The 24191-nt window shown below is 57.4% G+C and carries 27 protein-coding genes; 8 read left to right on the top strand and 19 right to left on the bottom strand.

All coding sequences use genetic code 11. The annotated features are described in order from the left end of the window. The first annotated feature begins 1 nt into the window (after nt 1). The 8 genes from APR53_10895 to APR53_10860 all read left to right on the top strand — a co-directional run bounded on the left by APR53_10895 (nt 2) and on the right by APR53_10860 (nt 7307). Nucleotides 2-730 carry an ATP synthase subunit K gene (locus APR53_10895; protein KQC04340.1) on the top strand — a complete coding sequence of 243 codons (729 nt, stop codon included), beginning with the start codon at nt 2-4 and terminating at the stop codon, nt 728-730. A 16-nt stretch (nt 731-746) separates the two neighbouring features. Continuing rightward, entirely contained in the window at nt 747-1343 is a 597-nt protein-coding gene (locus tag APR53_10890; GenBank protein ID KQC04339.1) for a hypothetical protein, read from the top strand. A 7-nt stretch (nt 1344-1350) separates the two neighbouring features. Continuing rightward, the gene (locus APR53_10885) at nt 1351-2547 is read left to right on the top strand and encodes a hypothetical protein (protein KQC04338.1); all 1197 of its coding nucleotides are present in this window, start codon (nt 1351-1353) and stop codon (nt 2545-2547) included. After that, nucleotides 2544-2876: a hypothetical protein gene (locus APR53_10880; protein ID KQC04337.1), complete on the top strand. Its 333-nt coding sequence runs from the start codon at nt 2544-2546 to the stop codon at nt 2874-2876. Before APR53_10885 ends, APR53_10880 begins: the two co-directional genes overlap by 4 nt. Further along, nucleotides 2873-4660 (top strand): ATP synthase subunit A, encoded by a 1788-nt coding sequence (locus APR53_10875; GenBank protein KQC04336.1) that lies wholly within the window; start codon nt 2873-2875, stop codon nt 4658-4660. The genes APR53_10880 and APR53_10875 overlap by 4 nt, the downstream gene beginning before the upstream one ends. After that, the gene (locus APR53_10870; protein KQC04335.1) at nt 4657-6057 is read left to right on the top strand and encodes an ATP synthase subunit B; all 1401 of its coding nucleotides are present in this window, start codon (nt 4657-4659) and stop codon (nt 6055-6057) included. The genes APR53_10875 and APR53_10870 overlap by 4 nt, the downstream gene beginning before the upstream one ends. Continuing rightward, nucleotides 6050-6721 carry a hypothetical protein gene (locus APR53_10865; GenBank protein ID KQC04334.1) on the top strand — a complete coding sequence of 224 codons (672 nt, stop codon included), beginning with the start codon at nt 6050-6052 and terminating at the stop codon, nt 6719-6721. Before APR53_10870 ends, APR53_10865 begins: the two co-directional genes overlap by 8 nt. Before the next feature lie 253 nt (nt 6722-6974). After that, complete coding sequence (locus APR53_10860) at nt 6975-7307, top strand: hypothetical protein (GenBank protein KQC04333.1); 333 nt, start codon at nt 6975-6977, stop codon at nt 7305-7307. Nucleotides 7308-7343: 36 nt separating this feature from the next. Here the strand turns inward: APR53_10860 and APR53_10855 are convergent, their stop codons facing one another. The 19 genes from APR53_10855 to APR53_10765 all read right to left on the bottom strand — a co-directional run bounded on the left by APR53_10855 (nt 7344) and on the right by APR53_10765 (nt 24169). Beyond that, nucleotides 7344-8006: an ATPase gene (locus APR53_10855; GenBank protein ID KQC04332.1), complete on the bottom strand. Its 663-nt coding sequence runs from the start codon at nt 8004-8006 to the stop codon at nt 7344-7346. A gap of 1 nt (nt 8007) precedes the next feature. Next, a complete protein-coding gene (locus APR53_10850) occupies nt 8008-9405 on the bottom strand; it encodes an ATP synthase subunit B (protein KQC04354.1) in 1398 nt (465 codons plus the stop codon). Further along, entirely contained in the window at nt 9405-11141 is a 1737-nt protein-coding gene (locus tag APR53_10845) for an ATP synthase subunit A (GenBank protein KQC04331.1), read from the bottom strand. The genes APR53_10850 and APR53_10845 overlap by 1 nt, the downstream gene beginning before the upstream one ends. A 6-nt stretch (nt 11142-11147) precedes the next feature. Beyond that, nucleotides 11148-11465 (bottom strand): ATPase, encoded by a 318-nt coding sequence (locus APR53_10840; protein ID KQC04330.1) that lies wholly within the window; start codon nt 11463-11465, stop codon nt 11148-11150. Then, nucleotides 11458-12507 carry a hypothetical protein gene (locus APR53_10835; GenBank protein KQC04329.1) on the bottom strand — a complete coding sequence of 350 codons (1050 nt, stop codon included), beginning with the start codon at nt 12505-12507 and terminating at the stop codon, nt 11458-11460. Before APR53_10835 ends, APR53_10840 begins: the two co-directional genes overlap by 8 nt. A gap of 1 nt (nt 12508) precedes the next feature. Further along, nucleotides 12509-13093 (bottom strand): hypothetical protein, encoded by a 585-nt coding sequence (locus APR53_10830; GenBank protein ID KQC04328.1) that lies wholly within the window; start codon nt 13091-13093, stop codon nt 12509-12511. Nucleotides 13094-13165: 72 nt separating this feature from the next. Further along, nucleotides 13166-13378: an ATPase gene (locus APR53_10825; protein ID KQC04327.1), complete on the bottom strand. Its 213-nt coding sequence runs from the start codon at nt 13376-13378 to the stop codon at nt 13166-13168. 151 nt (nt 13379-13529) lie between these two features. Beyond that, on the bottom strand, nt 13530-15446 hold the full coding sequence (locus APR53_10820) for an ATPase (GenBank protein ID KQC04326.1): 1917 nt from the start codon (nt 15444-15446) through the stop codon (nt 13530-13532). A 7-nt stretch (nt 15447-15453) separates the two neighbouring features. Continuing rightward, nucleotides 15454-15903: a hypothetical protein gene (locus APR53_10815; GenBank protein ID KQC04325.1), complete on the bottom strand. Its 450-nt coding sequence runs from the start codon at nt 15901-15903 to the stop codon at nt 15454-15456. Nucleotides 15904-16154: 251 nt separating this feature from the next. After that, nucleotides 16155-16535 carry a hypothetical protein gene (locus APR53_10810; protein KQC04324.1) on the bottom strand — a complete coding sequence of 127 codons (381 nt, stop codon included), beginning with the start codon at nt 16533-16535 and terminating at the stop codon, nt 16155-16157. A gap of 85 nt (nt 16536-16620) precedes the next feature. Further along, entirely contained in the window at nt 16621-16842 is a 222-nt protein-coding gene (locus tag APR53_10805; GenBank protein ID KQC04323.1) for a hypothetical protein, read from the bottom strand. Then, on the bottom strand, nt 16839-18578 hold the full coding sequence (locus tag APR53_10800) for a hypothetical protein (protein KQC04322.1): 1740 nt from the start codon (nt 18576-18578) through the stop codon (nt 16839-16841). Before APR53_10800 ends, APR53_10805 begins: the two co-directional genes overlap by 4 nt. A gap of 27 nt (nt 18579-18605) precedes the next feature. Next, entirely contained in the window at nt 18606-19502 is an 897-nt protein-coding gene (locus APR53_10795; GenBank protein KQC04321.1) for a sugar kinase, read from the bottom strand. Further along, nucleotides 19499-19837, bottom strand: coding sequence for a hypothetical protein (locus APR53_10790; GenBank protein ID KQC04320.1), 339 nt, complete (start codon nt 19835-19837; stop codon nt 19499-19501). Before APR53_10790 ends, APR53_10795 begins: the two co-directional genes overlap by 4 nt. 22 nt (nt 19838-19859) lie before the next feature. Further along, on the bottom strand, nt 19860-20387 hold the full coding sequence (locus APR53_10785) for a nitroreductase (GenBank protein KQC04319.1): 528 nt from the start codon (nt 20385-20387) through the stop codon (nt 19860-19862). Continuing rightward, complete coding sequence (locus APR53_10780; protein KQC04318.1) at nt 20374-20730, bottom strand: hypothetical protein; 357 nt, start codon at nt 20728-20730, stop codon at nt 20374-20376. The genes APR53_10785 and APR53_10780 overlap by 14 nt, the downstream gene beginning before the upstream one ends. 62 nt (nt 20731-20792) lie before the next feature. Then, nucleotides 20793-21092, bottom strand: coding sequence for a hypothetical protein (locus APR53_10775; protein KQC04317.1), 300 nt, complete (start codon nt 21090-21092; stop codon nt 20793-20795). 61 nt (nt 21093-21153) lie between these two features. Further along, complete coding sequence (locus APR53_10770; GenBank protein ID KQC04316.1) at nt 21154-22983, bottom strand: glutamyl-tRNA amidotransferase; 1830 nt, start codon at nt 22981-22983, stop codon at nt 21154-21156. Then, complete coding sequence (locus APR53_10765; GenBank protein ID KQC04353.1) at nt 22973-24169, bottom strand: glutamyl-tRNA amidotransferase; 1197 nt, start codon at nt 24167-24169, stop codon at nt 22973-22975. The genes APR53_10770 and APR53_10765 overlap by 11 nt, the downstream gene beginning before the upstream one ends. Nucleotides 24170-24191: the final 22 nt, after the last annotated feature.

The following is a 24191-nucleotide window of genomic DNA, read 5'->3' as shown; positions in this document are numbered from 1 at the left end:
TATGGTGCTAAGTGTGGGTACGGTTCTTGTCATCATCGGAGCGGGTCTGGCTGTGGGAATCTCAGCACTCGGAGCAGGTATAGGCGTTGGAATTGCAGGAGCAGCTGCCGCCGGAGTCACTGCGGTCGATCAGGATAAATTCGGCGTCGCCCTCGTATTCCAGGCACTCCCCCAGACCCAGGGGATATACGGGCTGCTTATTGCAATTCTCCTCCTCATGAGCACGGGCGTCCTTGGCGGCGGGTCCGCGGACGTACCGGTTTCCGTCGGCCTTACGGCGCTCGGTGTCGGCATCGCAGTCGGGTTGTCCGGGCTTTCCGCAATCGGACAGGGCATCGCAGCAAGCAGCGGGGTTGCCGTCGCGGGACGCGACAGCGAGGCGGTTGGAAAAGGCCTTGTGTTCTCGGTCCTTCCGGAAACGCAGGCGATTTACGGTTTGCTGGTTGCCATCCTGCTGATGGCGTTCACCGGCATGTTCACGGGCGTCTACACCCTGCCCGCGGCGGTCGGTTTTGCGGCAATCGGGAGCGGCATTGCCATCGGGTTTGCCGGATTGTCGGGGATAGGTCAGGGCATCACGGCGGGAGCGGGCATCGTCGCCACCGCCCGGAATCCCGATGTCATGGGCAGGGCTCTTATCTTCGCGGTGATGTCCGAGACCTTCGCGATCTTCGGGCTCCTGATAGCTATCCTGATCATGTTCGGAATCGGACTTTTCGGAGGGGCTTAAACAGCCGATCGGAACCATGAGTCTTGAAACCATCATCAGCCGGATTGATGCGGATACGGATAGCGAAATCCAGAGCATACAGTCCGAATGCGAAAAAAAGGTCCGGGCAATAGTCGCCGATGCCCGTAAAACCGCCGATGCGGAGTATGCACGCATCCTCGCGGACGGGAAACGGGAGATCCGTGCTGCCGTGAAAAAGATCCTCTCGCAGGCATCGATGGATGCCCGGCGCATCGTCCGGGTGGAGCGTGAGGCAGGGATCTCGCACTGTTTCATGGAAGCGGAGAAGGCGCTAACCGTCCTCGTCGGGACGAGCGGGTACAGGCAGGTTCTGGAAAACCTGATCCAGAGCGGCCTTGCCGAACTGGGTGCGGAAGAGGTTTCCGTGGTATGCACCGAGCGCGACCGGACTCTCGTTGCCGCGCTCCTCAAAGACCTGTCCGGTCGGGCACCCCCCCTTACGCTGCTGTCCGAATGCGCCATCGCGGGCGGCGGAGTGATACTCAGGTCAAAATCCGGTAAAATCACACTCAACAATACCTTCGAGGCACGAATGGAGCGAATGCAGGACGACCTCCTGTTCGGCATCGCAAAGATACTCTACGGAAGGTGAAAATCTCATGTCCGCCGTTACTGAAATCATCGGGGAATTCCCGGAGCTCCTGGCAGCCGCACCCGCGGACGTGATACTGGTCGTCTTCGGACTGATAGCGCTGGTTGTGCTGTTCCTGATCAAATTCATGGGTTATTTCAGGATTATCATAACCATTGCACAGTTTACGTACCCGAACGCCCTTGTCACCGTCAGGGGAAATCCCCTGCTTTCAGAGGAGCATATCGATCGCATTATCGCATCACGGGATATCGCGGAAGCAGTTTCCGAGGCGCAGCGTGCCGGAATCGATGTAGGTACGGGTGAAGCACCCTCAGCCGGCGAGATCGAGCAGGCACTGAAAACCCTCTACCATACCGAGTGCGACACCCTTGAAGCCGTTGCCCCCGAATCGGTGAAGCCCCTGTTCCGGGCGTACTGCATGACGGAGGAGGTGGACGAGCTCAAACACGCCATACGAATGAAGCATGCCGGCCACCCTCCCGAAAAAACGGAAGGAACTCTTATTCCGGTCGGATCGCTCACGCCGGATCTCGTCCGGAAAATGAGAGAAGCCCGCTCTGTTGATGATCTTGTCGCCCTGCTCGGAGCCACGCCGTACGGGGAGGCACTCTCCGGTGCACTCCAGCACTATCATGATCTGCAGATTCCCCTCCCCCTCGAACTCGCACTCGACAGGTTCACCTTCGGGGAACTCCAGGCAGCACTGCTGATTATTGATGCCGAGCATTTCCGGCCGGCGCAGGAATTTGTCGGGGCCTACGTGGACACGACCAACATCCGGATCCTGCTCAGGGCAAAGAGGGACCTGCTTGATGCGGAGACGGTTGTGCAGTATCTTCTCCCCGGAGGAAGCCGGCTGTCCGCACCGGCGCTGAAGACCATGGCCGAGTCGAAAACCCTGCAGGAACTGCTGGGCGATCTGGATGCGCTCCAGCTGCATTCCGCCATAAACGAGGCGATTTCATCCTCCGGCCGGACAGGGAGCCTCATTCCTCTTGAAGCGGCGCTGGATCTGTACCTCCTCGAAACCGTACTGGACCTCTCCACCATATACCGGTACGGACCGGGGCCGCTGATCCGGTTTCTTGTTGCGCGAAAGATTGAAATCCGCAATCTCGGGATCATACTCAGGGGAATCGAAGGCGCGGCGCCGGGCGGCACAATCAGGGACCTGACGGTCCGGGAGCGGGTGAGAGGATGAACATTGCGGTAATCGGCGACCGGGATATGGTGGCGGGATTCGGGCTTGCGGGGCTGAAGAATACCTGCACGGCCGGCAGCGTGAATGAAACGGAGGCAGCGCTTGCCGCATTCCTCCGCGATCCCACGATCGGTGTCATCATTATCCAGGAAAGTTTTGCAGATCTCATCAGGCCGGCGGTCAGATCAGCCGGAAAAGAGCCGTTCCCCTCACCGGTCATCATCGCGGTCCCGGGAAAAGATGAGGCGGGGCACGGGGAAGAGACCGTCCGGGAACTGATGCAGACAGCGGTCGGACGGACCGTCAGCATGGAGGATGAGAAATCATGAAGGGGCAGGGCACGATTATCAGGGTTATCGGCCCCGTTGTCGCAGCAGGCGGCATGACGGGGTCACGCATGTATGAGCTGGTGAGAGTGGGCACAGAGCAGCTCATCGGGGAGATCATCGGGCTCGAAAAAGACGTTGCCACCATCCAGGTGTACGAGGAGACGTCCGGGATTACGCCGGGCGAACCGGTCATCGGCACCGGGATGCCGTTGTCGGTCGAACTCGCACCCGGCCTTCTCGGAACCATATTCGACGGCATCCAGCGCCCCCTGACGGTCGTCGAGGAAAAAAGCGGCTTTTACATCCAGCGGGGCATTCAGGTTCATCCGCTAGACCGTTCGGCCTCGTGGGACTTTACCCCCGCGGTAGCACCCGGGGATTCTGTTGTCTCGGGAGACGTCATCGGTACCGTTCCCGAAACCGCGACCATGACGCACAGGATTCTCGTCCCTCCTGGCTTGGAGGGCACGGTTCGTGAGATTGCCGCGAAGGGTTCGTACCGGATTGAAGATACGATTGCCACGATCGAGACCCGGGGTGAGAAACGTTCCGTCCGGATGCTGCAGTACTGGCCGGTACGAAGGGCACGGCCGTTTGCCACCAAGCTGGAGCCGACCATTCCTCTTATCACCGGGCAGAGGACTATCGACACGTTCTTCCCGATCGCAAAAGGAGGCACCGCCGCAGTGCCGGGACCGTTCGGTTCGGGGAAGACAGTGGTGCAGCAGCAGCTGGCAAAATGGGTTGATGCCGACATCATCGTATATGTCGGGTGTGGTGAGCGGGGCAACGAGATGGCGGACGTACTCCGCGAATTTCCCCGGCTGGAAGACCCCCTGACCGGGGAACCGCTCATGAAACGCACGGTCCTTATTGCCAACACGAGCAATATGCCGGTCGCTGCCCGTGAGGCAAGTGTTTACACCGGGATAACGATTGCCGAGTACTACCGGGACATGGGATACGATGTGGCACTGATGGCGGACTCCACGTCGCGGTGGGCGGAAGCGATGCGGGAGATCTCCGGGCGGCTTGAGGAGATGCCGGGTGAGGAAGGATACCCCGCATACCTTGCATCGCGCCTTGCGGATTTCTATGAACGGGCCGGCCGGATCACCACGCTTGGTACGGAGGCGCGCACCGGATCGATATCCATTATCGGAGCCGTAAGCCCTCCGGGCGGTGACTTCTCCGAACCGGTCACGCAGAACACGCTCAGGATTGTAAAAGTCTTCTGGGCGCTTGATGCCGAACTCGCCTACAAACGACATTTTCCCGCAATCAACTGGCTCGAGTCCTATTCGCTCTATTCGGATCAGATACGCGGATGGTGGCAGGAGCGTGCGGGAGAGAAGTGGGATGAGATGCGGAAGTCCATGATGGCAACGCTCCAGAAAGAGAGCGAACTGGAGGAGATTGTGCAGCTTGTCGGAGCGGACGTTCTTCCGGAGAATGATAAACTAATCCTCCTCATCGCGGAGATCATCAGGGAGAGCTTCCTGATGCAGCATGCGTTTCACCGGGTCGACACCTATTGCGGGCCGGAGAAGCAGTACGCCATGATGCGCGCCATTCTCGCGTTCCACGACATGGCCCGGAAAGCACTCGGGCGGGGAGCGGGGTACGAGATGATCGGCGAACTCCCCGTCAGAACACGGATGGCACGGCTCGGGACCGTTGCCGACGACAATTTCGATGACGAGTGGCGGGCAGTGTGCGACGAGATGCGCACCCAGTTCGAATCGCTCGGCGTACCGGGACGGGATGCGGGGGGAGAGCCATGATCTCGAAAAACAGGGAATATTCAACGATAACGAAGGTGAGCGGTCCGCTGATCGTCGTCAATGAGATTGCGGATGTCGCCTACGGGGAGGTTGCCCGCATCACGATGCCCTCCGGGGAAAAACGCCTCGGGCAGGTGCTTGAAGCGCGGCAGAACCTTGCCGTTGTGCAGGTCTTCGGGGGGACGCGGGATATCGACACCGATGCCACATCCGTCAGGTTCACCGGAAAAACGCTCACAATCCCGGTGTCCGAGGAGATGCTCGGGAGGATTTTAAACGGGCTCGGCCACCCGATTGACGGCGGCGATCCGGTCATTCCCGAAACGGTACGGGACATCCACGGCTACTCGATCAATCCGCACTCGCGGGATTTTCCCCGCGACTTTATCGAGACCGGCATCTCGACCATCGACGCCATGAATACCCTCGTGCGGGGACAGAAGCTGCCTATCTTCTCGGGAGCCGGGCTTCCCCACAACATGCTCGCGGCGCAGATTACGCGGCAGGCACGCGTGCCGGGAAAAGAAGAGGATTTTGCAGTCGTCTTTGCTGCGATGGGGATCACTCACGAAGAGGCCAATTTCTTCATCCGTGACTTCAGGGAGACGGGCGCGTTCGACCGGACACTCCTCTTCCTCAACCTTGCGGACGATCCCGTCATTGAGCGGTTCGTCACCCCCCGGATAGCCCTCACCGCCGCAGAATACCTTGCATTTGACAGGGACATGCATGTTCTCGTGATCCTCACCGACATGACGAATTACTGCGAGGCACTCCGAGAAATCGCGGCGGCTCGCGAGGAAGTCCCGGGAAGGCGCGGGTATCCCGGGTATATGTATACCGATCTTGCATCGCTCTACGAACGTGCCGGCCGCGTGAAGGGAAAGCCCGGCTCCATCACGCAGATGCCAATCCTGACGATGCCGGATGACGATATCACGCATCCGATTCCCGACCTGACGGGGTATATTACGGAGGGTCAGATCGTTCTCTCGCGGGAACTGCACCGGAAAGGGATCTATCCTCCGATTGATGTGCTCCCCTGCCTTTCGCGGCTGATGCAGGGAGGAATCGGGTCGGAACGGACTCGCGAGGACCACCAGGACGTGAACAACCAGCTTTATTCCGCCTACGCACAGGGCAAAAAGCTCCGGAGCCTTGTCGCTGTGGTCGGGGAGGAGGGGTTGAGTCGCACGGATCTGACATTCCTCTCATTTTCGGACCGTTTCGAAAGGGAGTTCATCAACCAGGGTGCGAAAATCGGGAGGAGTATCGACGAGTCGCTCGATGCCGCGTGGAGACTCCTCGCGATCCTCCCGGAACCCGAACTCAAACGGATTGACCCGGAGCTGATTGCCCGGTACCATCCTGACCACCGAAGGGAGAACGATGCATAAAAAAATCATCAAAGGCATCAGGCCCACGCGCATCGAACTCCTGAAACTGAGGAAGCGTGAGCTCCTGGCCAGGAAAGGGCATGACCTGCTTGAGGAGAAGCGGGATGCGATGATCATCGAATTCCTCAGGATGGTGGAGGAGTTTGCCGATATCCGGCGCATGCTCGAACGGGAATCCGTACAGGCGTTTGAAAAACTTACTGTTGCGCAGATGCTGGCCGGCGAGGGCGGAGTGGCGGATGCCGTCTGTGCAGTGCCCGACCGGGGGGAGGTCCCCATCCGTGCCCGCCACATCATGGGGGTTCCCGTTCCCGTGATCGGTACCCGGCCGGATTCGAGGCATCCGGGCGGCAGAGGCTATGGGTACACCGGCACGACCGCCGCACTCGACGAGGCGGCAGATTCGTTTGATCGGCTCCTCGCACTGGCGCTCCGTGCGGCGGAGAGCGAGAACACCCTCCGGAGGATTGCACAGGAGATCGAGAAGACAAAACGGCGGGTCAATGCGCTGGAGACGGTTCTCATCCCGCAGATCGCGGCTACACAAAAGCACATCGAATCGCACCTGGAAGAGCTTGAGCGGGAAAATCTCTTCCGGAGAAAGAGAACGAAACTGATCCACCGGAAGAAGGCGGGAGAGGAGGATGAGGGATCGATGGCTTGAACACCTGCTCGAAGGCCCGGGAGTGCGGGCACAGCTGCATGTCCTTATGATCCTGATACAGATCGCTGCGGGCTGTGCGGTCGCCGCCGGAGCGGTTGTGCTGGTGCTGCTCGTCCTTCTGTAGACGGCCCCCGTTCTTCGATCAGGCATGACGGTTCCCGGCACAGCGCCTCCCGGAGAGGATATCCGAGATTTTATTTTAACAAAAATATTTAACCCTGCTCCTCCAACCCAGAGTACGGAACGTGGACACATGCCTGAGGTGACCGATGACGAACTCGGGAGAAAGATCTTTCTCCTGCAGAAAGAAAAGAACGTAGAAGAGGTCGTTGCAAAATTACGTATGCATCTGGGTCCCGAATGGACATCTATTCCCGCATCGGATCGCGAGATCCTCATCGACCTCCTCGGCGAGGCATGGGTCCGGATTGACCGGAGCGACTGGGAAAAATCTGCATTTTCCCGGCTCACGCGAAACGACGTAAACGCCATGATCACTATCGGGCAGAATCTCAGGGCCCGAAAAACCGGAAAAGACACAGCCATGAACAATCTGGCGGCAATTCTCAAGCGGACGTTTGAATGATCCCGGGGGAAATCCGGCCACTGCCCTGAAAAAAGGTTATTCCGCCAGAGCCCGAACCCTCTTTTTTTCCTTCTTTTTCCGCTCAAGTATCTTTTTGACTTTTTTCAGCCTGAAGAGATCTTCACGTTCCCGCTCATCGATGGTGATGCTGATATACTTCGCCTGCTGTTTCAGTTCGGGAATCATAACCTGCTCGAGGGCGTTCACCCGGCGCCGTGTCATCTGGATTTCACCTCCAATCCGCCGGAGTGCTGTTTCCGTCTCGGCAAGCCCGATAATCAGGTCGATTTCACGTTCGTACTTCTCCGCAACCTCGTCGATTCGTCCGCTCACTCCGAGAATGCTGTAGCCCCGTTCGCATATTCTCCGTGACACGCTGAGTTTCTGGATCACCGGGACCGGCACACCCATGATGTTTTTTCCCGTGATTGCCAGGTTGACCTGCCGTTTTGTGGCGAAGGAAGCGGATGTAAGCGCAACAGGGTCATCGGCGGCCTGCGCTGTGAGAAGGGAACGCTGGGCATCCTCGGAAATGGAATCGAGTTCATTTCGCGATTCCGTAACAGCTCTTGCGATGGGCCGCAATTCCTTCATCAGCGCATCCATCTTACCCTGCAGGAGGTCTTTGCCCTGCTCCGCAAGACGAATCTGGGCCCGTATTTTCATCAGCTCCATCCGGGTCGGATTTACCTGCTCCATATCAGGCCTCTTGATGGTCAGGGTGGTACTTCTCGATGAAATTCATCTTGATCCGCTTCAGCTCTGTTTCGGGCAGTATCGACAGGAGGTTCCATCCGATCTCAAACGTCCTCTCAATCGACCTGTCCTCATCGCCCTGCGATACAAATTCTTTCTCGAAAACATCGGCAAAATACAGATACTTTTTATCCAGCTCGGTGAGCGCCTCTTCCCCGACAATAGCAACCAGCTTCCGGAGGTCCCTCCCATAGGCATAGGAGGCATAGAGCTGGTCCGCAACGTTCCTGTGGTCTTCCCGTGTCTTTTCAGGGCCGATCCCGAGGTTCATGAGCCGGGAGAGGCAGGGGAGGACGTCGATCGGGGGATTTAAGCCCCGGCGGAAAAGGTCGCGGGAGAGCACGATCTGCCCCTCGGTAATATACCCGGTAAGATCCGGTACGGGGTGGGTGATGTCGTCGTCGGGCATCGTGAGGATCGGTATCTGGGTGATGGATCCTTTTTTGCCCTGAATTCTCCCCGCTCTCTCGTAGATCGACGCGAGGTCGGTATACATATACCCGGGGTACCCGCGCCTTCCCGGGACTTCCTCGCGGGCAGTTGAGATCTCACGGAGTGCCTCGCAGTAATTCGTCATGTCGGTGAGGATCACGAGAACATGGAGGCCGTGCGTATAGGCAAGGAATTCAGCCGTGGTCAGGGCGCATCGGGGCGTCGCAATCCGCTCGATAGTGGGATCGTCGGCAAGGTTCATGAAAAAGACCACGCGTTCGAGGGCACCGGTTCTTTCAAAGTCACGCATAAAGAATGACGCTTCCTTGTAGGTGATCCCCATCGCGGCAAAGACAACCGCAAAATTCTCCCCTTCGCCGAGCACCTTCGTCTGCCGTGCGATCTGGGCGGCAAGTTCGCTTGCCGGCAATCCGGCACCGGAGAATATCGGCAGTTTCTGCCCGCGGACCAGCGTGTTCAGGCCGTCGATTGCTGAGATCCCGGTCTGGATGAAGTCTGCCGGCTTGTCGCGTGCATAGGGATTGATCGGCATGCCGTTGATGTCAAGGTGATCCTCCGGGATGATCTCCGGGCCGTCGTCTCTCGGGATGCCCACACCGTTGAACACCCGTCCGAGCATGTCGTACGACACGTAGATACACGGCGGTTCGCCGGTAAATTTCACCGTGGTATGCAGATCATCGATCCCGCTGGTTCCCTCGTATACCTGAATGACGCCAAGATCCTTCGATATATCCAACACCTGACCGGTCCTCACCTCCCCGTTCGGGAGTGTGATGCGGGCAATCTCCCCGAATGAGACTCCCGTGAGCCTTTCGACGAATATCAGGGGTCCGGATACGTAATTTAAGGTTTTATACTCCTTTGAAACAAGGCTTTTCTGCTGCATCATGCACCCTCAACTGTACTAATGTTCTCGTCAATCTGCCCGAGAATGGCCTTGATTTCATTCACATCCCCGCGCTCCTTCATTCTCGCGATCTCGGTCTTCACCGGCAGGTTCACGAGGTTCCTCAGAGACGTCCCGCTGTTCATTGCTTTCGCAATGGCGTCGTAATACGCAAGAATCACCTTCAGCATCCAGTACTGCTTATCGAGGGGGCAGAATGAATCGACGGCATCATACGCACTCTGCTGGAGATAATCCTCCCTGAGCATCCGTGTGATCTCCAGAATTGCCTTCTCACTCTCCGGCAGAGCGTCCGGGCCGACCAGCTGCACGATTTCCTGCAATTCGACCTCTTTCTGCAGGAGGTACATCGTCCTCTCCCGGAGTTCCCGCCAGTCCTCGGAGACATGGTCGGCAAACCACTCCTGTACCGAGTCAAGGTACAGGGAATAGCTTTTAATCCAGTTTATCGCCGGAAAATGCCGTGCGTGCGCGAGCGTCGTATCAAGTGCCCAGAAAGTGCCCGCAATCCGGAGCGTGTTCTGGGTGATCGGTTCGGAGAAGTCCCCGCCGGGGGGTGAAACAGCGCCCACGATGGTGACGGATCCCATCCGCTCGTCCGTGCCCAGGCAGGTGACGCGCCCCGCCCGTTCATAGAATGCCGCAAGGCGCGATGCAAGGTATGCGGGGTACCCTTCCTCACCCGGCATCTCCTCAAGCCGGCCCGAGACTTCGCGGAGCGCCTCACCCCACCGCGAGGTGGAGTCCGCCATGAGCGCCACGTCGTACCCCATGTCCCTGAAATACTCGCCGATGGTGATACCGGTATAAATCGAGGCTTCGCGCGCAGCGACCGGCATATTTGAGGTATTGGCAATAAGGATCGTCCGGTGAATAAGAGGGTGCCCCGTCCTCGGATCCGTCAGTTCGGGAAACTCCGTCAGGACATCCGTCATCTCATTCCCCCGCTCACCGCACCCGATATACACCACAATCTGCGTATCGGACCACTTTGCCAGCGTCTGTTCGGAAACCGTCTTGCCGGTCCCGAATCCGCCGGGGATCATGGCGGTTCCCCCTTTCGTCACCGGAAAGAGCGTGTCGAAGATCCTCTGCCCGGTAAGCAGCGGTAGTGTCGGATCGAGTTTTTTCCGGTACGGTCGCCCCTTCCGCACCGGCCACCGCTGCATGAGCGTAATCCCGGTGCCATCCTCAAGGATGCAGACCGTGTCGTCAACCGTATAATCGCCGCCCGATATCTCCCTGACAATCCCCCCGCCCGAAGGGGGCACCATGATCCGGTGTTCGATATGGTATTCCCGGACGGTCCCGATGATGTCGCCCGGTCCAACCCTATCGCCGGGTTTCACCGTGGGAACAAATTCCCATTTTTTTTCATGGTCAAGGCCGGGAATGGTTACGCCGCGCGAAATGAAATTTCCCGTCCGCTCCACCAGCACGGGAAGCGGCCGCTGCACGCCGTCGTAGATCGAGGAGATCAGACCGGGGCCCAATTCGACGCTGAGCGCCTGTTCGGTCGTTGCCACCCTCTCACCGATTGTGAGGCCCGATGTATCCTCGTATACCTGGATAACCGCTTCATCGGCGTCAAGCCGGATAATCTCGCCGTTCAGCTGCTCGTTACCCACGAGGACGATATCGTACATCTTTGCTCCCTGCATATGCTCGGCGATGACCACCGGGCCGGTAATTCTCGAAATCAATCCTTCTGCCATTACACTTCACCCCACCACGATGTTGTGGCCGATCGCTTTCCGGATCAACCGTTCGACATAGTTCGATCGGTCCATTCCTTTGGTTCCTGCAGGAATCGGGATAATGATAGGCCGGTACGTCTTCTCGATTTTATCAAGCAGCTTTTCATCAATGGACTCCATAAAGTCCTCATTGACCGCGACAATCCCCGTATCGTCCTTCAGAAGGAGAGTCGGGAGCAGAAGACCCGCCTCCTCGACACCGGATGCGACAATCACATCGACACCTGCCATCCGGAAGCCCGGGGCGCTATCCGGGTCCGTCACGATCATAAATCTATACATACAGCACCTCCTGCCGTATCTCGTCATCCGGAATAAACGCGTTAATACAGCGGGAAATGATCCGGATATTGGTAATTTCATTGTTTTTTGCCCAGAGGTATCCAATCACCACAGCGATACTCAGGGGATCGGTGCGAAAGGCCTGAATCCCCTTCCGAATCAAAAACCTGTCGAGCTCTTTTTCGTATCCCGATATGTTCCCGCTGTCTGCCCATGTGACGGGAAGGTCCGTGACAAATGAATACGGTGTGCCGGCGAGCGCTGACAGCGCATCCCCGATACTCCTTTTCCCTATCAGATCGAGAAGCATTGCGGGAGTGAAAATGCTCCCCCCCTCTATCAGGATGCTTTTTCCGTCTTCAGGGGGAACCCCGTCCCGGATCATCCGGAGCATGCTCTTGATATTGATGACATCGATCTCTGTTTTCACAAAATCGCGTACAACGGCCTCCTCGTGCGACATGCCCTTCAGGATGGCGAGAACACGTCGATAATAATATTTATCGAGCGCATATTCGAGTACGGCAAGATCCCGCTTTTTGTGGAACTTATCATAATTCCGGGTGAGCGGCATTGCATACTCGACCTCCCATGTGGCAAGCAGATCGATTACCGACCGGATATCGGGCTGTTTCGCCAGCTCAACGAAGGTAGCTTCGTCAAGCTCCCCCGCAGGCACCACGCATTCAAGAATCTCCGCGGCAGGGACATGGATGTTTTTTCCGCGCAGCACCGTCTTGATGTTCTGGATATCCCATTTGTTGAGAGAGATGCGAACATACTTCTCAAACGGTTCATCCCGCACCATATGCAGGATCTTCCGGGATGTTCCCGCAAGATCCGCCCTGAGGGCGTTTTCGATGCAATGGATGCCCGAGTACCGTACGCTCGCTTTCTCGATCTCCGGCATGTAGGGAGACCGTTCGAGTTCCGAAACTACCGCATCGATATCGGGTTTATGCATCAGCCTTTCAAGTTCATCCCGGACGAGGAGGCGGCTTTTCATACCGCGAACCCTGGCATTCACATACCCGATGTCCATGTCAGTCACCGTAGAGAGAGGCGTAAATTTCAAGCTTCAGAATCTCTTTTGCCTGTTCGATTCTCGATTCGAATGTATTGTAGATGGTGGCATGGCTGTCCGTGAAACTGACGTTCACACCTCCGCAGCACTCAAGATCAGGGACTATCTCACACGAAATCCCGAGATCACCGAGAACCTGCTTACAGAGTTTTTCATCCCTACCATCAACGTGGAGAACGATATTTTCCTTTCCGGCGATACGGATACTCTCTTCGACCAGATTTCGGAAAACACGTGCATAAGAATCCTTTTCCCGCAAATTTACGAGATCATTGTGGGCTTTTTCGAAAACCGACTGAAATATACGTTCTTTTTCCTGATTGATCTGTTTCTTCATTTCCGATGATGCGGTATACAGCGATTGAACCCGTTCCCGCCTCACCTTCTCCTGCGCCCGGTCCATATGCATTTTCCGAACCAGTGCTGCCTTTTCCTCGCCTTTCTGTTTTATGATTGCCGCTTCGCTCTCACCCCTCTCCTGCACCTGTTTGATCTCTTCCTTCGATCGCTCCTCAATCTCCTGTCGTAATTCCTCCAGTGTCATGGCATCATTCCCCGGATTACCGGCAGTTTATGCCGGCGATGGCAATTTTTCGAAAGCGCTCCGGCCTACTGCTCAGAGCATCAGTATCATCGCTGCTACCACAAACCCGAGAATGACCATTGTCTCAGGAATTGCCTCCAGAATAATCACCGGACCAACCAGGTCGGGATTTTCCGCGATCGTTCCTGCACCTGCGGATCCAATGCGACTCTGTGCCCACGCCGTACCTATTGCAGCAAGGCCGATGGCGATTGCCGCTCCCAATGACTGTCCAAAATCTGGCATGAATAAAACCCCAATTAATATCTATATTATATATTAATATTGCTATCTTATGACGAATATTAAATATTATTTATAGTAATATGGTCTATTCGTCGCTTTATCTCTCGAAATAGGAAAAATGCGGGGCATTCCGGGCCCGGCAGGCCGGTTTTCATATCTCGGGTTTCTTCCTAAACGGCTTGTACGGGATCCCCCCGCCCTCGTAAAACTTCGAGTAGCATTCGACCACGTGCAAACGTATGGAGTGGAGAGACGGGGAAAACATTGCCAGAGCGATGTTTAAAATGTGGATAAGGGATGCCACCAGCACACCGAGGAGAGCCACATCCATCGAACCTCCGAGCGTATTTGCCACCATGGCTAGTATCACCGATGCCATGCCGATTGCCATAATCCGGGCATACGAGAGGATATTGCCGACTGTGCCCATAATCTCCAGCGGGCCGGCCACCGCACCCCCCCCGTATATGAGCAGGGGAAATGCGATAATCAGGACAATTATTCCTGCGGATACAAGGATGACAGGAATTAATTCGGCAGAGGCGGCTATCACCAGAATGATACCGGTGACCGCTGTCAGCATTCCCACCTTTTCACACAGATGCTTCCTGTTCTTCATCCTCACCGCATTCACAATGCCGAGGCAGAGACCGAGAAAAACATGGACGACCCCGAGCGCAATCGTAAAGATCAGGAGAGGGAGCATCGCCTCTATCCGGTTCCACGTAATCCCGAAGAGATGGACGGGGTGAAGCCACCCCATCAGCTCTCCGAAGTCGCCGAAAAACTCTCCGTAGAGATAGCCGAAGAATATCGTCGGGACGGCGGATATGATCATGATGGTCATCAGGCTCTGGGCCCAGTCGAGGTCCTTAAACCGCTTTTTTACCGCGAGTGCAAAGATGAGAATAACAAGCCCGTACCCGATATCGCCCACCATCAGCCCGAAGAAAAGGGGAAAGAAGAACGCCAGCAGCGGAGACGGATCAATCTCCATGTATTTCGGGGGGCGCACCAGCTGCATCAGGAACTCGAACGGCCGGACAATCGGCGGATTGTTATAGAACGTCGGCGCATGCTCGCATTCGTCACGGGACAGGCTGAGCTCGGTTACCACCACGCGGTTCCCAAAGCGGGAGAAGAGTGCATCCCGGGTCGTGTCGAGATAGATCTCCGGCACCCAGCCCATGACCATGAAAAAATGCCCGGTCTGCCCGAATTGATCGAATGCTTCGATTTCCCTGCTCCTGTCGACCAAAACATCTCTCAGCACGGATATTTCCTCGAACCCGGAGGCGGAGAGGGCTTTCAGTTCGCCGTCGATCTCCCGGATCTCATCAAGGATTTCCTTACGCCTCCCCTCGATATGCTGCAGCACCTCGGTAAAGGGCATTCCCATGTATTCGGGGGGCAGGCGCACTTCATTGACATTTTTCGAAAAGATAAAGGAGTGCACCTCTTCAGACATCCGTTTATTGAAAACAGTGATAGCTGCAATCGTGTCCTCGTCGATCCCGGCAGCCACCATTTCACACTGGTTCCGGGTAATCTTCATCAGCTCGTTCCTGATTACCGGGATAACATCTTCGAATTCCTTCTGGATCAGGAGTACCGTTACTTCATAGCCTTCCAGATACGGGAGCTGATCCTCGAGCGACTGGATCTTCTGTATCGTCTTTTCATACCGGTTCAGTGCGGTCAGGGCAAGCCCGAGATCCGACTTTCTGGCGGACAGATCCTTCACGCTGTGCTCAAATGCGCTGAGTACTGCATGCGTCCGCCCGACAAGGTCGGGGTATTTCATCCAGTATATCTCATCGTATACCTGGTTCCGGTGCTCCTTATCCACCCTCACTTCAGGCAGTGTCAGAAGGAGTCCGCCGATTTTAACCAGCAGCGCGGTAATCTCCTCCCGAATCTCCGGCTCCCATTTGTCAAGCCGTATCTCCATGATGCGGTTGGAAACATCCTCAAGGTGAAGCGTGCCGGCATGGTAGAGCACATCAACCACCTCCTGCGAGTTCCGTTTTGAACCCGTCACAAGGATCTTCCTCATCTTCTGGAGCATATCCGCCTCACTCCGAAACGACAGCTTTCATGATTTTCTGAAGTGCATCGGTCAGGTTTTTTTCACCTTTCATCCTGGCCTCATCAAGCTCGGAAGCACCAGCTTCCCTGATTTTTTCAGTTTCGGTCCGGATATTTCGTAATTCCGTTTCGAGGTACTCGCGTGCCGCCTCCGCACCAGTGCTTTCCGCCCGGTCAATCTTCCGCGCCGCTTCCTGTTGTGCGGAAGCTATGGTCTCTTCCGAGTGCTTCTTCGCTCCTTCGAGCTTTCGGGAGCATTCATCCTCGATGGCCCTGATCTCCGTTAAAAGGCTTTTTTCTGCATCCATTATGCCACCCTCATCATAAACCGTGGCGTTGTTTGCACCGCAGAGCGATGCCGTACCCCGGGATTGTCGGTTCGGGTGCCGGAACGATCTGTCCGTTTCGTTCCCGTGCTCTCCGGATTCTCTCTTCACACCGCTCTAACGCCACTTTTTTCAGATTTTGAATCATTTTCAGTCGTATGTCGGTCATCGGCCTGTCCGAGGATACATTTCCTCAGGGCATACATAATGCACGTCTAATTATAAAAATATATCTATAAAATATGGAGATTCAGGCATACGAGAGGTAACACCGCCCCCGGAACGCGCATATGCATAAATCCCGCATAACCCCGAAAATCGGAGTGAAAAGAGGGAAAAGGTCACAGTTTTTCCGAATATGGTCACCAGAGCGACTGCGTCCGGTTGAACATCTTCTGGATGGCCTGATGGGATATTGCGGCACGATCTGATGCAAGCTCCGCCACAACATCGCCCGCTTCGTAATATCTGTCCCTTTCGACAAGCCTGATCGCCCTGCCGAGGCCTTCGGCAATATTTTCGAAACGGCCTTCTTTCGTTGAATTGAGAGCCATTTTGGTTTCTTTCAGCGCTTCGGACAATGCAATGAGAGCAACTTCCCGTGCATTCCCGATCTCCCGCTCCCCGAGATCGCCATTGGACCTGATTGTGTGGAGTTTTCCGAGTATGCTGAGAATGAGATCCATCTGGCCGTCGGCTTTAACAGCACATTCATAGCACTTTAGTGCGGCCGTTTCATTCATCTTCTCTCACTCCGTTTCCGCGGATATCATGGCGGGGATAGTGGCACCCCGGGTGATGACGGGATGCTTTCCGGTACGGCAAACCTCAGTCGGGAAAATCCCCTGTTAAAGCGGTTATTATCCTGAACATAATATTAAATATTTTGTATGCGGACGGAAGCAGATCGGGCGCGGCATTCTTACGGGCGTGCACGGGATCAATTCCGCGGACACATTTCCGGCAGCCTGAGGATTCAAAGCCCGGGACATCTTTTTTGCAGAGAGCCTGCCTGCGACAGGGAATTCCGGAAAGGATACGACCCGTCACACCAGAACCACATACGCGACAAAAGAGAGCAGAAATGCAAACAGTGTAATCGCGAGCCCCAGCGGTGCGATATAGACGAGCATTGCATTTACCGTGCTCGCAAGCTGGGAGACGCTGTGCGAACCGAAGACGACGATGCCCTCGCACCAGGCGGTTGAGCCGGCCGCCTCCGCCCGCCGGCAGTCATCCACCGCCTGCCTGACGCCGTCGATGATGTAGGGGAGCATGGCATCTGCCGATACACGGTATCCGACCGGATTCTTGCCGGTGATAGTGTTGACAACGTGCGAGTCGGTGGTCATCACTTCGCACTCGTCCACAATCCCGATGAGATGCTCCCGGATCACTTCCCTGACCCCGCTTGCCATATTATTGCCGTCGAAGAGCACATAGGCGGTATCCTGGTTTCCAACGCGGACGACGAGCACCTGAATGCCGAGATCACCGAATCCTTCCTCGCGGGTGAAGGGCACCCGCACATGCGAAATGCCGACTGAGAAGTCCTGCACTTCCATTCCGCGGCATCCCTCAACTGCCAGTTCGCAGGCGCGCATGTACTCGTAGGCGGTCAGGGACGCCGGCATTACGGGGCTCGTCACATCAACCATGCTGTTATGAGCGTCGATAAATGCGATATGACCGAAGTGCTGCCGGCCTTCGGCCATGATTGCAAGCCCTATTGGGTAATCGATGTCCTCGGTCATTGCAGGCGCGCGTGTTGCAATCATCAGGAGCGTGTCTCCGATAGGCTGCGCAAGCACATGAACCGAGCCGTACTCGAAACGGCACGATTTCCCCGCCTTCGATGTATACCGGAGATCATCCGCCGAGTCCCTGACGGCGGTTATGATCTTGTCCACCTCGGAAGAGGAGACAAGGTTGAAGTCATGGGTTGCACAGCCATGGGCAACGAAGGTATCCTTCCCGAGGGCGTCGTGGATGATCAGGGGGAGATTGCCGCCCCCGATCTCTCCCATGGGCCCGGGGTGGACGTTCGGAACCGTCAGAAGAGCCGTGTTTCCACCCTCGCGACGGAAGAAGATGCTTGTTTGCGGGACGTAAACCGCCTCGCCGATCTCCCGGAAGAAGGTTTCGAGCTGCATGGAGCCGTCGGTATTGTGCGCGATGAAGGCATTGATAAAATTCAGGGCGCTGATGTGAAAGTTGCGTTTCAACGGCCGCTCGACGAGCCAGATAAAGAGTATAATGGCGGAGCCGAAGAGCAGATGCAGGACAAGCGCGAAGGTCGTAAACTGAAACCCGAAAAACATGGTGCCGGCAAGCACACCGACAATGCTCTGGGTGGCCGCAGGGAGGAGCATGCGCGAGATTCGGTAGTCCGCGATTGCAACAAGCACCAGAAGGCGGATGGCGAAGATCACACCGAGGGACAGGGCGAAGAGCAGCGGAAAGATGCCCTGCACCACGAGAAGAATAGGGGAGAGGCTGGTAATCACGCCGAAGACCACGCAGGCCATCGCAAGGAGAGCCGAACGGTTCCACGTGATGCTCTTTCCAAAGAATTCCACGAGCGGTTTTGTCAGCAGGAATGATGCCAGCGCAGGGAGGATATACCCGAATGTCCCGAAGAAATGGATCGCCCGGCCGGTGCGGAGGCCGGCACCGTCGATGACGATCCCGAGGATAATAATGATGGCAAGCGATCGGCGCCATGAGGGGGCGGTGAAGAGGAACCGGGTCAGCCCCTCGATCCTCACATCACCGTCCGATGCCATGCACTCAGTCCTCCCCTCTTTCCCGCGTCAACGGGACGGCCCGGGCTCCCCGAGCATACCGAAATGGCCTTCGAACCGTTCTTTCATCCGCTGCCAGTCAGGGAGGTTTGTCTGGCACCCCACCTTCTCGACCACAAAGGATGCCGTCACTGCTCCGATCCTGCAGGCCTGCTGCGGAGTGTATCCGCGGACGTAGGCGGTGAGAAAACCTGCCCGGTAGGCATCGCCCGCACCGGTGGGATCCGCGAGCGGCACAGGGACCGCGGGAATCCGGTGTCTGGCCCCGTCCAGGTGGAGCACGCTGCCCTCGCCCGACATCGTCACAACCGCGCACGGCACACGGGCGATGAGATCCGCGGAGGATACACCGAGGATTGTGCACATCCCCTGCACTTCGTGCTGGTTGGCAAAGAGAATATCGATGTTCGAGAGAATGGTATCAAGCTGCTCCTTCGAATACCGCAGGAGATCCTGGCCCGGGTCAAAGGATGCGAACGTACTTTTTTCCGCAACACGAACGTTGAATTCGGGATCGGCCGTTGCCATATGAACAAAATTGAGAGCGGGAGCCTCCATCCCGGCAAACGCCGATGAAGCCCCCCATTCAAAAAATGTCATCTGGTCGCCCGCCTCGTCATTGAAGAGATAGGCGGTTGCCGTCCTCGCCCCCTCAACGATATACAGCTGTTTGGATACCGCGAGAAGTTCCAGCCACCGGTCGTAATCACCGCCCGGAAAATCGTCTCCTACGGCGGAGACGAGAGAACACGCCTCTCCAAGCCGCGCGATTCCGGCAGCGATGTTCGCGGCCCCGCCGCCGTAATAGACCTTGTGATCGACAATGAATGTCGAGTGGTGGCGATTCGGAAGATCCGGCACGCGAAATATATGATCGATGGCGGTATGGCCGACAACGGCTATCATAGTTCCTGCACGTCCTGTACTTTCAGAGGAATGTCCCGAAGCGCCCGCCCCACAACGGATTTTGCAATACGGGAGGCATGTTCCGGAGATTCGGCGCGGAACACCTTCATTTCGAGAACGAGCCCGACGAGTGCCGTATTCGCAACGATGAGGCCGCTGTTGAGCTCCTCTTCGCAGAAAGGGCAGGCGAGCTCGCCAATCTCGATCTCTACGAACTTGGCACTCGGGTTAAGGCGCTTTCCCGCCTCGCTTATCGCTATCCCGATCGCGTCGTCAAGTGTCTTTGCATCCTTAATTACCCATGCAGATTCCAGAACCACGGCATAATCCGGCATTTCATCCTCCTGTTACATGATCCTACCATGTATCATAATGCACATGTTCTTCGGGGGGCATCCGCTCCGTCCGGTATGCGGGCAGGTGCCCGTGTCCGAGAGCCAGCAGAACGACGGGGCGTGAATGCTGGGGGAGGCCGAGAAGTTCGCGGACTCCCTCTTCGTCAAACGCTCCCGTCCAGCACGTATGGAGTCCCGCGGCGTGGGCGCCCAGCATCATATAGGTCGCGGCGATGGTTGCATCCTGCAGTGCATAGAGGATGCCCCTTTCGCCATACTGGCTCATCGAACGGATATAATTTGCCGAGACCACAAGAACCGCCGGTGCTTCCCCGATATGCCGCTGTTCGTACGCCGCCTCCATCAGTCCCTCACGGAGAGAGGGAGCCGTAACAACAACGACATCCCATGCCTCGCGGTTGCCGGCACTCGGTGCCCGTGAAGCGCACCGGAGGAGGGAGGATATCAGGGAGGGATCGGGCACCACGGGGTCGTATTCGCGCACCGACGACCGCGTCTCCAGAAACGTTAAAAAATCAGACAAGTTCATTGTCGCTGAGCACCTGCCAGGCACGCTGCGCTGCCGTTGTCACGGCGGAAATAGCCCTGCCAATCGTCTCCGATGCACCCGAATAGTCCTCGCCGTCGATCCGGCTCATTGCCTCGTTCAGCAGGGAAACAGCCCGTGTAAAGTCCTCATTGGATGTCGCCTGCGAGGCAAACGCCAATTCGGAGCTCACCGCTCCCGACACTGAGCTGAGCATCCTTCGGGCACCGGTTCGCTCGTCTCCCTTATAGCCTTCAAGCGATCCGGTGAGGGCGGATACGATTATCAACTCGGATTTTGCACGCTCAGCATAGGAGAACTGAAGAACGGCATCCTTAAGATCCATACTCATAGTAACAAAACGAGGCTATATAAAAATGTATGAAGACGTCCGGAAATTCCGGAATATCAGCGCTTCGATGCCTGCTTCGGCCCCATGACCTTCGATGTCGCACGCTTGATGCGCCTGCGGAACCGTTTGTCGATCTGGGCACCGCCGCGACCCCGTCCTCCCCGGCCGCCGCCCCGGCCGCCCCGGCGGAACCTGTCGTCCTGCGACGTCTGCGTTGCCTTCCGGAGCGGACCGCCCGACTTGAACCGCTGGTTCGGGCCGGGTTTTTTATATGAACCTTCCTGCTGGGGTACAAGGCGGATCTGTCCGTTTACCCCTTTTACCTGAATCCACGTTGTAGTGCCTGTTTTACCCATAAAACAACTCCTTATAAATTAGGGAAAGAATACTCTTAAAGATACCTGCTGGCATCATCCCTCAGAGCAGTGCCGCGAGCTCCTCCTTCAGGATCTCCGCAATCTGCCGGCCGTCAACACGTCCCCTCACTTCCTGCATGACGACCCCCATCAGGGGGCCAAGGGCGCCCATACCGCGTTCACGGACGAATTCCTCTCTTTCGAGCAGAATCGCCCTGATAATTGACACGAGTTCGGCGGACGTGATCGGCGGCGCGATCCGCTCTGCCGCCTCCTCCACGCCCGCCCCGGCTGCCACCTCACGGAGCACGTCCGGGATCGCTTCCTTGGCAAGATCGCCGGATTCGACCTTCCCGAGGACGGACAGAATGGCATCGTCCGCAAGAGCCCCGGTTTCCACACCGTCACGCTGCAGTTCGCGGAGCGTTGCAAGGAGTACCCGTGCGGCAAGCATCGGCTTCACTCCCTCTGCCACCGCCCGCTCAAAGAGCGACAGCCGGTCCGAATAGACGAGCTGGCGGGCAAGCTGTTCATCAAACCCGTATGCCGAGCAGAAACGCCCGGCCTTGTCGGAGAGAAGTTCGGGAACCGGCAGCCCGTCCCAGCACTCACGGCTCAGGGAAACCGGGAGCACGTCGGTCTCCGGGTACATGCGTGCGGCGCCCGGAAGGGGGCGCATATATGCCGTGCTCCCCCCCTCAAGCATCTTCCGGGTCTCCTCCGGTACCGCGTCCAGTGCATACTGTGCCCGCCGGACAACCTGCTGCACCGCACATTCGGCTTTCTGCCGTGAGGCCGCCACGATGACGACGCAGTCGGCATCGTCCGCTCCGACGCGTGCCCTGAGCAGGGAGACTTCCTCCGCCGTCACGCCGTATGCGGGCAGTTCATCGGTGTGAAAGATGCCGCCAACACCGCATTTCTTCGCATAATCGGACATCTCGCTGCCCAGGCGGCGGCCCGGCTGTATCTCCCGGCCCACGATGCCCGCAAAACCCCGGAGCCGGATCGCGAGGATGTGAGGTGCTTTTTTAAGGATAGCGGATTTCGTCTCTTTAAACAGGTCCCCGACCGGGATCGGGACGGGATCCGCCACCGCCCCGCGGGCATGCAGCTCGTCCCGGATGAGGAGGAGCTGCTGCTGCCGCACGACCTCCCGGCGAACCACCTCGTCGATCAAATCGAGCTCCTGCACCCCCTTAATCTCCACACGCGCACCGCCCGCAATCGAGATGTTGACATCCTGCCGGATCGTCCCGATACCGCGCTTGACCCGCCCGGTCGAGCGGAGGAGCATGCCGATGTATGCCGCCACTTCCTTCACCTGCTCCGGTGTGCGCATATCCGGAGCCGTGGTAATCTCGACAAGGGGAATACCCAGCCTGTCGAGGGAAAACGTACTGTCGCGAACCCGCTGCGCCGCCTCCTCCTCCAGGCAGAGCGTCTCGATCCGGGCACCGGCGGGGATCACGCCGTTCAGCGCGATTAATGCCGTACGCTGGAATCCGCTCGTGTTCGATCCGTCGATGACAAGTTTGCGCATCACGTACACCTGTTCGATCGGGGTTGCGCCCGTCATCTTGGCAATCGTGAGGCAGACCATGAGAGCTTCGGGATTCAGAGGTGCCGGAGGCTCTTCGTCGTTCTCGACAAGGCATGTCGTATCGTAGGCATAGTAGGAGAAGCGCCGAACCTCCTTCATCTCCTCTCTCGCCGCCCGGTCAATCTCGCCGAGCTCGCTCTCGGTCGCACGTAAGTACCGGAAAAATTCCCCGTTCCTCTCCGAAATGTCCCGGAGCCGGGTCGGACAGTGGCAGAAAAGTTTCTCTGCCGTGTCAAGCTGCTGGTGGATTTCGATTCCCGCCTTCAGGCCGATTGCTTCATAATCCATGGGGGCTGCACCTCCCGAGTTCACCCCGCAGATTCGTCTGCATGAGCCGTTTCACCTCGTCGGGATCGTCCGTGGAGCCGAGCACCCACATGAGCTTCGTGAGAGCCGCCTCGGGCAGCATGTCTTCCCCTTCGATAACACCAGCCGTGAGAAGATCGCGCCCGGTGTCGTAAACGCGGTCACAGACACGCCCGTTTAAGCACTGGGACGTCATGACGACATTCGTCCCGTCACGGATGAGTCCGGAGATCGTCCGGATGCAGTCGGCGGAGACATGGCCGAGGCCCGTCCCCGAGATGACAAGCCCGTGGAATCCCGCGTACGCGGCAATGGCGGAGGCATCCATCCCGGGGTAAAACGCAACCAGGCCGACGTGATTGTCAAAATGGTCCCGGAGTGCCGGTTCGGTGCTGCCGCGCAATACGGCGGAGGGGCTGAGCGAGACCTCGAGCGACGGGTACTCAACCGTGCCGATGGGCGGAATGCCGACGCTCCTGAAAGCATCGCGCCGTGACGTGTGCATCTTCCGGACGCGGGTGCCCCGGTGAATCGAACAGCGGTCGTCACTCGTCGATGCATGCATAACAACCGCAACTTCGCCGAGATTGCTGATCGCTGCCTGCGCACTGCACAGGGCGTTCATCACGTTGTCACTGCTCGGACGGTCCGCGGATCGCTGGGATCCGACGAATATCACCGGCACGGGAGTCTCCAGCATGAAACTCACCGCCGCCGCAGAATAGGACATCGTGTCGGTGCCGTGGGTCACGATAACGCCCTCCGCACCGCGCCGGATCTCGTCATAGATGCAGCGGGCAATATCCTGCCAGAGACCGGAGTGCATATTCTCCGAGAGGATCGTGGCAAGCTGGTGGGCACGGAACGACGCTATCTCTGCGAGCCCGGGTATCGCCCGCAGGATGTCATCCGCGGAGAACTGGCTCGTGACCGCGCCGGTCCGGTAGTCGATTCTGCTCGCGATTGTGCCGCCGGTCGAGATAATCGCCACATCGGGGAGATCCGGGTTCTGTTCGGCGGGAGAGACGACCGGGGCGACGGCCGGAGCCGCTTCCCTGCAGACGATCGACGCAGCCGGCACCCCGATATTGTATCCGTTGTCGAGTTTCACGACCGCATGATGCCCCCGGGACGTGATGTACGTTCCGGTAAGTTCTGTTCCGGCAATAGTGCAGCACACCCGGTCACCG

The sequence above is a fragment of the Methanoculleus sp. SDB genome (genome assembly GCA_001412355.1).
Lineage (GTDB): Archaea > Halobacteriota > Methanomicrobia > Methanomicrobiales > Methanomicrobiaceae > LKUD01.
This window is presented reverse-complemented; position numbering and strand designations above follow the sequence as displayed.